11 protein-coding genes are annotated in these 12,437 nt (G+C 67.4%); 7 read left to right on the top strand and 4 right to left on the bottom strand.

Features of this window, described 5'->3' with window-relative positions; translation table 11 throughout:
- The first annotated feature begins 181 nt into the window (after positions 1–181).
- The 4 genes from NET02_RS00660 to NET02_RS00645 all read left to right on the top strand — a co-directional run bounded on the left by NET02_RS00660 (position 182) and on the right by NET02_RS00645 (position 3,462).
- Positions 182–985 (top strand): class I SAM-dependent methyltransferase, encoded by an 804-nt coding sequence (locus NET02_RS00660; protein WP_284055435.1) that lies wholly within the window; start codon positions 182–184, stop codon positions 983–985.
- Between the two features lie 221 nt (positions 986–1,206).
- Positions 1,207–2,034 carry a hypothetical protein gene (locus NET02_RS00655; RefSeq protein WP_284055434.1) on the top strand — a complete coding sequence of 276 codons (828 nt, stop codon included), beginning with the start codon at positions 1,207–1,209 and terminating at the stop codon, positions 2,032–2,034.
- 48 nt (positions 2,035–2,082) lie between these two features.
- Positions 2,083–3,024, top strand: a complete 942-nt coding sequence (locus NET02_RS00650) for a hypothetical protein (protein ID WP_284055433.1) — start codon at positions 2,083–2,085, stop codon at positions 3,022–3,024.
- An 84-nt stretch (positions 3,025–3,108) separates the two neighbouring features.
- Entirely contained in the window at positions 3,109–3,462 is a 354-nt protein-coding gene (locus NET02_RS00645) for an AAA family ATPase (RefSeq protein ID WP_284055432.1), read from the top strand.
- Here NET02_RS00645 and NET02_RS00640 read toward each other — a convergent pair whose 3' ends face one another.
- Positions 3,463–4,638: a molybdopterin-binding protein gene (locus NET02_RS00640; protein ID WP_284055431.1), complete on the bottom strand. Its 1,176-nt coding sequence runs from the start codon at positions 4,636–4,638 to the stop codon at positions 3,463–3,465.
- Between the two features lie 238 nt (positions 4,639–4,876).
- Complete coding sequence (ggt, locus tag NET02_RS00635) at positions 4,877–6,478, bottom strand: gamma-glutamyltransferase (protein WP_284055430.1); 1,602 nt, start codon at positions 6,476–6,478, stop codon at positions 4,877–4,879.
- A 214-nt stretch (positions 6,479–6,692) separates the two neighbouring features.
- Between ggt and NET02_RS00630 the strand changes: the two genes are divergently transcribed.
- From NET02_RS00630 to aroC, 3 genes are all read left to right on the top strand, one after another.
- Complete coding sequence (locus NET02_RS00630) at positions 6,693–8,423, top strand: peptide ABC transporter substrate-binding protein (protein WP_284055429.1); 1,731 nt, start codon at positions 6,693–6,695, stop codon at positions 8,421–8,423.
- Positions 8,424–8,558: 135 nt separating this feature from the next.
- Positions 8,559–9,410, top strand: coding sequence for a GNAT family N-acetyltransferase (locus tag NET02_RS00625; RefSeq protein ID WP_284055428.1), 852 nt, complete (start codon positions 8,559–8,561; stop codon positions 9,408–9,410).
- A 141-nt stretch (positions 9,411–9,551) separates the two neighbouring features.
- Positions 9,552–10,619: a chorismate synthase gene (aroC, locus tag NET02_RS00620; RefSeq protein ID WP_284055427.1), complete on the top strand. Its 1,068-nt coding sequence runs from the start codon at positions 9,552–9,554 to the stop codon at positions 10,617–10,619.
- Positions 10,620–10,666: 47 nt separating this feature from the next.
- On the opposite strand, the gene aroA is transcribed toward aroC, so the two are convergent.
- Together aroA and NET02_RS00610 are read right to left on the bottom strand one after the other, a co-directional pair.
- A complete protein-coding gene (gene aroA / locus NET02_RS00615; protein ID WP_284055426.1) occupies positions 10,667–11,971 on the bottom strand; it encodes a 3-phosphoshikimate 1-carboxyvinyltransferase in 1,305 nt (434 codons plus the stop codon).
- 8 nt (positions 11,972–11,979) lie between these two features.
- Positions 11,980–12,435, bottom strand: coding sequence for a dTDP-4-dehydrorhamnose 3,5-epimerase family protein (locus tag NET02_RS00610; RefSeq protein WP_284055425.1), 456 nt, complete (start codon positions 12,433–12,435; stop codon positions 11,980–11,982).
- Between the last annotated feature and the right edge of the window lie 2 nt (positions 12,436–12,437).

Below are 12,437 nucleotides of genomic sequence, written 5' to 3'. Positions count from 1 at the left end.
TCCCTGACGCTCGCTGCCACTCCCTATATCCCGCTCAGGTGTACCACACCAACAGCCAAGTCTCCCCCACTGACGACATGCGCTCGCGTCCGGGGTGGCGACTGCGCCCGCATTGCAGTGCTATCGCCTGGAGAGGATAATCCGCCCGGCAGAGCACAGGGGCGCTGGATCGGGGGCGTAGATGGAGATCAAGCAGCGGGTGCGCGAGCAGTTCGGCGCGACGGCCGAGTCCTACGTGCGGAGCCGATCGCACGCGTTCGGGCATGACCTCGGGCGCCTGCTCGAATGGGCCTCGGTGCGGCCCGGCGAGCTGGCCCTCGACGTGGCCACCGGTGGAGGGCACACCGGGCTGGCGCTTGCTCGCCACGGCGCTCGCGTCATCCTGCTCGATCTGACACCCGAGATGCTCGAGGCCGCCCGCCGGAATGCCGTCGAGCGCGGAATCGCGCCGGCAGGCTTCATCGCCGCCGATGCCGAGGCATTACCGCTGGTCGACCGCTGCGTGAGCCTGTTAACCTGCCGGATCGCTCCCCACCACTTCGCCGATCCTGCAGCGTTCGTCCGGGAGGTCGCTCGCGTGCTCGCGCCGGGCGGGCGCTTTCTCCTGATCGACAGCCTCAGCTCGGCCGACCACGAGCTGGACGAGCTGGTGAACGAGTTGGAGCGGCGACGCGACACGAGCCACGTCCGCTCGTACACCCTCGCGGAGTGGTGCGGCTTTCTGGCCGCGGCCGGTCTCCGGGTCGAGCGCGTCGAAGTGATCTACCGCCGGCACGAGTGGGAGGACTGGACTGTCCGCTCTGGCATGAGCGAGGCGGCGCGGGATGCGCTGGCGAGGTGGCTGTTGGCTCAGGATCGCTTATGTCGGTTCCTCGACGTAGAGTTCGACCGTGGCTCGATCCGAAGTTTCCGCGACGACAAGGTGCTGATCTTGGCGAGCTCTCCCAAACTCCGACCCCAGGCAGTGCCTCAGCCTGAGGGCTAGAGCAAGCCCTGCGCTCCGCTTTACTCATTCGCGATGCAGCCCGGAACGACCCGCCGGAAGTCACCGAGAGTAGTACCGGCAACCGCGTCGCCCCTTGGTAGCGCTCGCCCGAAAGGCTGGCACAGTCGCTGTGCGACAATCGAGAGCGGCTGGCGCTCAGCCGCCTATCCGCTGCCAGTTAGACATCCGGTAACCCGGATGACCTCGCGTTGGGAGGGCTCGTGGCTGGCTTGAGTACTGATGAGTTGATGCAGGTGGCGCTGGAGATGGCCGGCATGAGCCGACCTCCGGCCGACAGCGCGATCTATGTGCCTGGGGACTCGCTCCGCCGGGTACTGTTCGGGATCGATATCGGGCCGGCGGAGCTCCTGATTGCCCGCGAGCTCGGGTGCGACGGCGTCGTCGCCCACCACCCGGCTGGCGGCAGCGCGACGCTGCGTTTCCCGGAGGTGCTTACCCGTCATGTCGAGCTGATGGTCGAGCACGGAGTGCCGCGGGAGGTTGCCCGCGAGGCGATCAAGCCGCTCGTCTCCCGATCGATTCTCCGGTCCCAGGCGGCGAACTACGACCATGCGCCGTCATTCGCGCGGTTGCTCCGGATGCCGTTTCTCAACATCCACCTGCCGCTCGACGAGATCGGGCGTCGACTGATGGTCGAGGCGATCGAGCGGCATACGAGTCAGCTCGGCCGGGAGCCGCTGGTGCAGGACGTGATCGACGCGCTGTTGACGCTGCCGGAGTTCGCTGGGGCGCCGACGCGGATCATGGTGCCGGTCGGCGCAGTCGACCGAACAGCCGGCAAAGTGGCAGTGGTGCACGGCGCGGGGACGAATGGCGGCGCTGCGGTGGCCAAGGCATACTTCGCTCACGGCGTCCCGACAGTGGTCTACATCCATGTGGCGCCGGAAGAGGTCGAGCGCCTGCGCGCGGAGAGCGACGGGAACCTGATCGTCGCGGGGCATATCGCGGCGGATCTCGTCGGCATCAACCGTTACGTCGGTGAGCTCGAAGCTCGTGGCCTCGAGGTGATCCGGGCAAGCGGGCTCTGACGCGAAGCGCAGAGGCTCTTGCACAATAGACGAAAGCATGAGGTACCGGTGAAGATTCCGACACGTTATCTGGCGTCATTGCCTGAGCGGGCCGGCCGGGCTGGAGCTGCGTTGCTCGGCGGCGCGGCGTACGAGTTCAGCGAGACGGCCTTGCCGGAGTTCGTTCGCCGCTCGAAGCTCTACGAGGCGACAGTCGCCCGAGTGCTGCGCATCACGATCGAGCTACTCGGCGATGTACGAGGCGTCTACCCGGACAGCCCGATGACGGTCGAAGAACTGACGGTTCGCAAGGCAGCGGGAAACGTTGTAGAGTTCGCGAGCGTCGTCGTGGCCGGATGGTCCCCGCTGTGGCTGCTGGCTGGGGCCGCGGACGTCATCGGCGGGTCGAAGGTCTATCTGCGGGCGCTCGTCCAAGAGCTGGAGCAGGCTGGACTCCTCGAGCCGGGCACCGATATCTCGACGTACGAGGACCTGCTTTCGCGGCTCGAGGGGACATCGGGAGTGCTCGCCGACGCGGTCGATGTGCCACCCCTGAGCGTGGACGACCTACGCGCATCCTGGCGCGCGCTCCAGAGCCAGGCAACCGATCTCCCGTCGCCCGAAGGGCTGGCTTCGATCTTCGCGGGCTTGCAGGAAGCTGCTCGGCGAGAGGGCCGGTCGCTGCTGGAGGTGTCGACGCTCGTCGGGCTCGGCGCGGCCCGCGCTGGGATTCGAATCGGCGACACCTACGTGTTCGACTACTACCGCAGGGCGCTGCGGAGTATCGCTGAAGAGGGCCTGCTCGCGTTCCTACGCCGGATCAGCAGCCCCTACTTGGAGCGAGCGGGCAAGCACTTCGACCCAGCAGCTCCGACCTACACCGAGCGGCTACTCGAGCGACTCGACCGGCGACGGGCAGGACGGGGTCTCCCCCGCCAGCCAGGGTCAGGAACCGAAGCTTCCACCTCGCCGCCGCTCGCTCGGGTCGAGGGCTCGTCTGAAGCGAGTTGAACAGGAAGCACCGGAGCGACGGTCGACAGGGCGATCCAGGTCGGACACGTTCGTCGCTCTGCCACGACCGCTGACGAGGCACGCGTGCGTATAGTCCTGGTCGGCCCTTGCGGATCCGGGAAGACGACGATCGCCGAGCGACTGCGCGAGCACGGAGTCGATGCCGTCGCGGTCGGGCAGGAGCACTCGATCATCCGTGATCTCTGGCGTCGTCCCGAACCGGACCTGGTCGTGTTTCTCGACGCGAGCCTCAGCGTGATCCGGGAGCGGCGGGGAGACGATTGGCCAGAATGGTTGTACTGCGTCGAGCTGGAGCGGCTGGCCGATGCTCGCGCGAACGCCGATCTCGTCATCGATACCGGGCGCCACACAGTCGAGGCGGTTGTCCAGCGAGTCCTGGCGCTGGCACGAGACCGCGCTCGGAACGAGCAGCGCTGATCATCCGGCCACCTGTTGCTCGCGCCGCCAGCGCTGCTCGCCGAGCGGTGCCAGTTCGACCGGCTGCGGTTCATTGCGGGTCGTAAGGCGTTGCTCGAAGCGCGCGCGCTCGAAGTATTGGACGCGGTAACCGCTCTCGAGCTGGGGCTCGCTGATCGGGAAACCGAAGATCTCCAGCCCCCCATGCTGCTCCCAGAAGGCGAGGAAGTCGCCCCGCAGCGTGTGCCCCGTCTCCGGAAAGTAGCGAACTCCAGGCTGAGCGGGGTCGGACACCGGTGGCTGGACGGCGCCGAGGGTCTCCAGGCCGAGGTGCCCGAGGGTGACTGAACCATCGGGATGAAGCTCCATGCGCGCATATCGGAAGTACTGCACCGTGATGCCATCGGGCTGGGAGAGTTCCGGGCTGACCGGCGGCCCGAAGACGATGCCGCCGTTGCGCGACTCCCAGTACTGCTTGAACGGGCCCCGGATCGTCAGTCCGGTCTCACGGAAGTAGCGAGCGTTCGACTCAGCCTCGCTGGCCGCGACCGCGAACGTCCACTCGCCGCTCGCGCTTGCGCCGTACTCGTCGGTCACGCGAGCCTCGACACGGTGCTCTCCAGAATCGAGCCAGATCGTCGCTTCGATCTCACGGACGAGCTTCTCGCTCCCGTTCGGTGGCAGGAGAGTGAGCTCGACTGGCACCGGCTGGCCATCGACCAGCAGGAGCGGCTCCGCGATATCGCCCTGCGCCTCCACGCGCACGACGATCGGCACCACACCGCGCGCAAAGCGGCTCTCTGGCCCCGGCTCCACGAGCATGAGCGTGGGGGGCTGGCGCAACCCGGAAGCGGCAAAGTCCCAGCTATGTGTCCGGCTGTGGCCCCGATCGTCGAGAGCGGTGACTCTGACGGTGTACAAGCCAGCCGGCAGCTCAGCCTGATAGCGAACGACCCAGGTCCGCTCATCGCGCACGAACACAGCGGGCTGCACCGGACGGCCGTTGAGCTGGAGTTCGACGCGCTGGAGTGGGCGGCCCCCAACCAGCGTAGCGCCGATGGTGACCCGCCCGGGAGGAGTGGTACTGCCGGGCTGTGGCAGTAACTCCACGATCCCTGGGCTGGTTGCCACCGGCATCGTCAGGAGAAGCAGCAGCACGAGGACGACGCCGGCCAGAGCAGTGAGCCATTTCGTCATTGCGGCTCCCTAGCGAGGGTAATCGCTCCGCGCAGGTCGGCCTCAGATGACGGCGCCACCCTACCGGACGTTCAGCCTGGCAGTAGAACAGAAGATACTGTCCTACCCTGGGCGCTGCCTGGCTACGGCTCCCAGCAACTACGGCCGGCCCGGGTTGCCGCCGGGGTCATCCCCCTGCACCCGAGCCGCTACGAGGGCAGATGGGCCGAGCGATGAGTGTTCTCACCGCCCTGTGCCGTCAGACCTCCAGGACGACGCCTCCGCTGCGAGGATCGGCGCCTCCACGTAGCTGTCCGGTGAGCGGGTCGCGCGCGATCAACTGTACCCGTGCAAAGTTACCATAAAGCGAGGGGTTCTCGACAACTTTGAAGCCCCGCTCGGCGAGCGCGGCCCGCACCCACGAGGGGATCCGCGCCTCGCAGTCCAGGTACTCGCTCTGCGAGTCGAACCGCGGAGCAGAGACCGCCTCGACGGGAGTCAGCCCATGATCGACGAGGTTGATGAGAGCCTGGAGCACGCCGGTGATGATCCGGGTGCCGCCGGGTGCTCCCAGCGCAAAGACGACCTCGCCACGCTTCAGCCCGATCGTCGGGCACATTCCGGTGATGCGTGCCTTGCCGGGCGCGATCGAGTTGGGGCTGCCGGGGATCGGATCGGCGGCATTCATGCAGTTGTTGTAGGTGAAACCCAGGCCCGGCGTGACGACGCCGCTGGAGGAGCCGAGGGAGTGGGTGATCGACGCGACGTTACCCGCACGGTCGATCACGGTGACATGGGTCGTGCCCTGCTCGGCGACGCGGCACGGGACGACGATCGGCGCGCCGGAGCGCACCAGGTCGTAGAGGACCCGGATATGGTCATCCGAGAGCAGCCGATCCACCGGCACATCGACGAACGCCGGGTCTCCGACCTTCCCGTACCAGTCCGCGAAGGCAGCCTGCATGGCTCGGGCGACGAAGTCGATGTACTCCACGCTGTTCAGCCCGAGCGAGGCGAGATCTTCGCGCTCGAGAATCTTCAGGATCTCGGCCAGGCAGATGCCCCCACCGGCCGGCGGGTTCGTCGCCAGCTCATAGCCTCGATAGCTGAACCACAACGGCTCCAGGACGCGCACGCGGTAGCTCGCCAGGTCTTCCGCGGTGACGAAGGCTCCGTTAGCCTCGAGGTCTTCAGCCATCCGCTTCGCCAGTTCTCCGGTGTAGAAGTCCTCAGGGCCAGCCTCGGCCAGCCGGCGCAGGACGCGGGCATAGTCGGGGTTGCGCAGCCGCTCGCCCGGCCGCCAGGTCTCCCCGTTCGGCTTGATGTAGAGCTGGCGACTCGCCGGGGTGTGAGCGATCCGCTCGCGCATCGGGACCCGCTCGCCCGCGGCTGGCAGGTTCCAGAGACGCCACAGCTCGGGTGAAACCAGGAAGCCCTGCTCGGCCAGTCCGATCGCCGGCTGGATGGCCTCGGCCCAGGAGATAGTGCCGAAGCGCTGCAGCACCTCGGCCAGCCCGGCGACGGTGCCAGGGGTCATGATCGACTGGTAGCCGACGTCGTTGATCTTCCCTTCGAGGTGGTACCCATAGCCGGTCCAGTCCTGCTCGACCAGCAGCTCGCGCCACATGTCCGGCCGGACGCGCGAGCCAGCCGTGGCGTTGAAGTCGATGATCAGGTGACGCCCGTCGGCAGTCCGGAGATTGGCCACCCCGAAGCCGGCGATCCCGCACATCTGCGGGTCGACGACGGTCTGCGCGAACGCCGTCGTGACAGCCGCGTCGAAAGCGTTGCCCCCGCGCCGCAGCACCTCGATCCCGGCCTCGACCGCCGGTGCCTGGGGAGCGACGACCATCCCGCCCATTCGTAGCCTCCCATCCTCGTGGTGAGTCCTCCCGGCGCATCCTAGCACGGGAGTTCCAGCTTGAGACTACCCGCGGGCCAGTGGACGAATCGACTGTGACGAGCGGAGAGCACGATACCTGTCGATGTCCTCGTAGTGAGCGGAGCTGGTGTGCCCTGCCGGCCGGCCAGCGTCCAGTACAATTCGCGCGATGCGATAGGAGTCTCAGATACCGATGCCGCAGCAAGCGCGTTCAGCTCGTCCCCTCGCTGGCCTGGTCCTGGCGCTCGTCCTCCTGCTCGGGGGCTGCCGCGTGCAGTTCGGGGAACGATCGGCCACGACACCGGGTGTTCCGGTATCGACGGCGACGCCAGCGGCTGTCCCGACCGCGCCGAGATCCCCAGCCGGTACGCCAGTGCCGGCTGGCACCGAGACGGTCATCGAGGCACCACCTCCAGCCCCCGCTCCCCCAGCCAGCGGCGAGCAACGGCTCACGCTCGCCGGCAGCCAAGATGGCCCGCTCACGCTCGATCCAGCGCTGGTCCGCGACGCCGACTCGGCCTTCCTCGTTCGCCAGATTTTCCGCGGGCTGGTACGTCTGGACGCAAACGTACAAGCGGTGCCGGATCTCGCCGAGCGTATCCGGATCTCGGGCGATGGCCTGGTCTACACCTTCGAGTTGCGTGACCGCGCCAGCTTCCACGACGGCCGGCTCCTGACCGCCGACGATGTCAAGTACTCGCTCGAACGCGCGACCGACCCCGCGCTCGTTGGGGGCGACGGCCGACGGCTCCCAGCCTGGACGTATTTGCGCGATATCCTGGGAGCCGAGGAGCGGATGGCCGGGCAGCGCCCAGACCTGCCAGGAGTTGAGGCCGTCGATACCCTGACCGTCCGAATCCGACTGGTGAGGCCAGCTCCAGACTTTCTGGCGAAGCTGAGCTCGCCTCCAGCATTCATCGTCGATCGCTGGGACGTCGCCGGTGGCGAAGACTGGTGGCGGACGCCGAACGGTAGTGGCCCCTTCGTGCTCGAGCGGTGGGAGGAGCAGCGGCTGCTGGTGCTGCGCGCCTACCGGAGCTACGCGCCGGGTGCGCCAGTCTTGCAAGAGGTCGATATCCGGCTGGGAGCTGACGCCCTCGAGCCGATGAACCAGTACGAGCGCGGCCAGATCGATCTGGTCTCGGTGCCGCTGTGGGCGCTCGACCGGGTGCAGGCGCCGAACTCACCGCTGCGGCAGGAACTGCGTGTCCAGCCGCTCTTCGCCGGAAGCTTCATCCTGCTCAACCCGAACCTCCCGCCGCTCGACGATCCGGCAGTCCGGCAGGCGTTGATCCAGGGGTTCGAGCGGGAGAAGATCGCGCTCGTGAGCCTCAACGGAGTCGTCCAGCCGGCGAAGGGTCTGGTGCCGGATGGCATGCTGGGGCGCGACTGGCCGGCCACGCTGCCGCCGTACGATCCGGCCGCTGCCAGGGCCGCGCTCCAGTCGCGCCTGTCAGGCCAGCCGCTCCTGCTCTACACAGCCGGAAGCGGTGTTCCGGTGACCCTCAAGGAGGTCTACGAGCGTGACCTCGGGATCCAGGTCGAAGTGCTCCTGATGGAGTGGCCAGACTACCTGCAGGATCTCACCGACCGGCGACTGCCGATCTTTGTCCTGAGTTGGGTCGCCGATTACCCGGATCCAGCGTCGTTCCTGACCGCTTTGTTCCACTCAGCCAGCCCGGACAACTACCTCGGCTACCGAAATCCCGAGGTCGATCGGCTGTTGGACTCGGCAGCACAGGAACGAGACGAGCACGCCCGCGCCCAGCTCTATGCCGAGGCGCAGCAGCGCATCCTCGACGACTTCGTCGTTATCCCCCTCTATTGGGATGTCTCCTATCTGCTGGTCAAGCCACACGTGCGGGGGATCGAGTTGACCCCGTTAGGTATCCTGGGACTGGAGCGCGTGTGGATCGCCAGATGAGAGGGATGATCCAGCGGCGCTCCAGTTCGGGTGGCCACGAAGTCACCCAGCTCAGCATGGGTGGGAGGCGCGCGGCCGAAGTGATCGCGCCATCGGCATCGGGCCATGGAGATCAGGCATCGGGAGACTTCTGATATGGCTGCGCACAGCCTCATCGTGCCGCTCGAAGTCACCGATGTCCATCGCGTGCGGCTGAAGTGGGCGAGCCGCTACAGCCAGCAGGAGCTCGCGCAGGTGGTCAACGAGGCCCCAGGGCTCTCGCAGTGGCTGCCTCGCACTGGCGAGTACCTGATCGCTGGACGCTGGCGTCACCGCGATGAGGTGGTGGTCATCCTCGAAGTGACGACCGGCCCGAATACCGTGCGGCTGATCGACCACCTCGCGGAGGCGGCGGCCGCGCAGGGGAAACGGTTGATCGTCATGCACGAGCAACACGAGCGACGTAGCCCGCTCTTCTACGCGGATGCGGGGATGCGCCTGCTCGAAGAGATTCTGGTCTACGAGGCGGTCATCTTCAGCCTGCCGCAGATGGTGGCCCGGCTGCGGTTCGAGCGCGTGACCGGCGATGATCCGTTCGTGATGGGAGAGCTGCTCGAGCTCGATCACCAGGCGTTCTCCTGGCTCTGGTGGAACAGCGAGGACGAGTTCTCGGAGTACCTTCGGGATCCCCGTGTCGATATCTACCTCGGCCGCGATCAGCACGGCGTTCCGGTCAGCTACGTCGGCATCACTCGAATGCGGGGATGGGGCCATCTCGATCGACTGGCCGTCGCCCCGGCGTACCAGGGACTCGGATACGGGCGTGAATCGCTCGAGTGGGCAGTTCAGGTGCTCGGCAGCCGCGGAGCGCGGCGGGTGGCGTTGAGCACGCAGGCACGCAACGCGCGCAGCCGCCGGATGTACGAGCGCTTCGGCTTTCGCCGGGCTCCCTCGTTCGATTACGACATCTACGGTCGCTGGCTCGGCGAGCCGGTGCTGCTCGACTGAGCCCGGCTGGCTTCCAGCCGGAGCGCGGCACGCCGGCTCTCGAGACCGAGGCTGCTGGCCGGCGCTGTTGTTGCTGTAGATCGGCACCGTCATAGTGGATAATGCAGATCGAAGCTGAGCCGCGTGGGTGGAGGCGCGAGCATGGGGAGCACATTCGGCCGTCTGTTTCGGATCACGACCTGGGGCGAGTCGCACGGCCCGGCGATCGGCGTCGTCATCGACGGGTGCCCGGCCGGGCTGGAGATCTCCGAAGAGCTGATCCAGCATGACCTCGACCGGCGCCGGGTCGGACAGAGCAAAGTCACCTCGCCACGCCAGGAGCAGGATCGGGTGACGATCCTCTCCGGCGTTTTCGAGGGGAAGACGACCGGCGCGCCGATCTCCTTGATCACCTACAACGCCGACGCCGACTCGAGCAAGTACGAGCCGCTGCGCGACGTGTTTCGCCCCGGCCACGCGGACTACACCTACTGGGCCAAGTACGGGCACCGCGATCACCGCGGCGGGGGGCGATCGAGCGCGCGCGAGACCTGGGGCCGGGTAGCAGCGGGAGCTGTGGCTCGCCAGCTCCTGCGCACGGTTGCCGGCATCGAGGTCTACGCCTTCGTGCGCGAGCTCGCCGGTATCCAGATGGAGACCTTCGACCGCGAGGAGATCGACCGCAACCTGGTACGCTGCCCAGATCCCGTAGCGGCCGAGAAAATGGTCGCAGCCATCCTGGAGGCGAAGGAGCAGCAAGATAGTGTCGGTGGGATCGTCGAGGTTCGGGCCGACAACGTGCCGCCAGGGCTCGGCGAGCCGACCATGGACAAGCTGGATGCCGTGATCGGCTACGCCATGCTGGGGATCCCGGCGGTCAAGGGGGTCGAGATCGGCGAGGGGTTCGCCTCCACGCGCATGCGCGGGCACGAGCACAACGACGAGTTCTACCTCGAAAACGGCCGGGTGCGGACGGTCTCGAACCACGCCGGCGGCATGCTGGGTGGGATCTCCAACGGCGAACAGATCGTCGTCCGGCTGGCGGTGAAACCGACCTCCTCGGTGGCGCGCCCACAGCGGACGGTCGACATCCACGGCAACGAGCGGGTCATCTCCGTCGAAGGGCGACACGACCCCTCGATCTGCCCGCGCGTCGTGCCGGTCGCCGAGGCGATGCTGCTCCTGGTGCTGGCCGACTTCTACCTCCTCAACCGCGCGGCCCGGATCTAGTCCAGCCGAGCACCGCGGCCAACGACCGGCTGCCGCGAGGCGCGGGCTCAGGCTCGGCCGAGAGCAGCGGCCAGTCGCTGGAAGAAGTCCGGGAAGGTCTTGGCCACGCAGCCCGGGTTGTCGATCGTGATCCCGGACACCCGGCATCCGAGCACGGCGAAGCTCATGGCCATCCGGTGATCGTCGTAGGTCTGCACCGTGCCCGGCCGGACGGGTGAGGGGTAGATGGCGAGGCCATCCGGGAACTCGTCGACGACCACGCCGAGGCGCCGCAGCTCGGTCGCCAGCGCGTGGATGCGGTCGGTCTCCTTGTGGCGGATGTGCGCGACGTTGCGGATCACGACCGGGCCGCTGGCCAGCGGCGCGATCGCGGCCAGGGTCTGGACGGTGTCGGAGATGGCGTTCATGTCGACTTCCACCCCGCGCAGGCTGGCTGGTCCTTGGACGGTGATGGAGTCCGGCTCGCGGATTACCTGGCAACCCATGCGCTCGAGGACGTCGACGAACCGCACGTCCCCCTGCGCCGAGCGGGAACCCAGGTTGTGGACGCGCACGCGCCCGCCGGTGACAGCCGCCAGCGCGAAGAAGTACGACGCGGCCGAGGCGTCCGGCTCCACGGTGTAGTCTCGCGCGCGGTACCGCTGCCCGCCCGGGACGACGAATCGCCGGTAACCCTCGCAGCAGACGCTGGCTCCGAACGCCTGCATCGCCTGGATGGTGAGCTCGACGTAGGGTTTAGAGACCAGCTCGCCTTCGATCTCGATCTCCAACCCCAGCCGAGTGCAGGGCCCAACCATCAGGAGGGCACTGAGGTATTGGCTGCTGAGGCTACCGGGCAGCAGTACCTTGCCGCCAGCCAGGCCTTGTGCCCGGACGCGCACCGGCGGGCAGCCGCTCCCGCTGACCGAGGCAGCGTCGACGCCGAGCTGTCGCAGCGCATCGAGCAGCGGCTGGATCGGCCGCTGGCGCATCCGGGGGACGCCGTCCAGCAGGTACTCCCCCTGGCCGAGCGCCAGCAGCGCGGTCAGGAACCGCGCAGTGGTGCCGGAGTTGCCAACGAACAGCTCGGCTCGGTCGGCTGGGATACGGCCTTCCTTGCCTTCGATCGTGAACGTGAGTCCCACGGGGTCTTCCGCGACCGGGATACCCAGCCGCCGCAGCGACTCGGCCATCACGGCAGTGTCCTCGCTGAAGAGGGCAGCGTGGAGCGTGGAGGTACCCTCGGCGAGCGCGGCCAGCACCAGCGCCCGGTTGGTGTAGCTCTTGGAGCCAGGCAGGGTCACCTCGGCATCGATCGGGCCGGCGACCGGCTCCAGCGTGATGGCCGGCGGGTAGTCGGGGGCCATCGACATCGCGGCTCCTAGCGGTAGCGAATCTCCCAGGAGTAGGGTATTTCCGGCGTATCGTAGGGCAGGCGGTACTCGTCGGGATCGTCTGGGTTGTACGGCTCGGTCGGGAAGTTCAGGAGATAGCAGGGCTCGGTGCCGATGTTCTTGAACCCGTGGGCCACCCCCGGCGGGATCTTGAGCACGATCCGGTTATCGTCGCCGATGAAGAACTCGTTGAGCTCGCGGTAGGTGGGCGACTCGGGGCGCATGTCGAACAGCGGCACCTTGATCATCCCACGCACGCAGGTGAAATAGTCAGTCTGCTTGCGATGCCAGTGCCAGGCCCGGATCACGCCGGGGTAGGAGACCGACACATAGCACTGTCCGAACTTCTCGAAGAACGGGTCATCGCAGCGGATCAGCTCGGTCAGCGACCCGCGCTCGTCCACGTGGGTGACCAGCCGCTTGATCTCGACGCCGTGGATCACGG

Origin of the sequence: Thermalbibacter longus (genome assembly GCF_023806485.1) — a bacterium.
GTDB classification, from domain to species: domain Bacteria; phylum Chloroflexota; class Chloroflexia; order Thermomicrobiales; family Thermomicrobiaceae; genus Thermalbibacter; species Thermalbibacter longus.
This window is presented reverse-complemented; position numbering and strand designations above follow the sequence as displayed.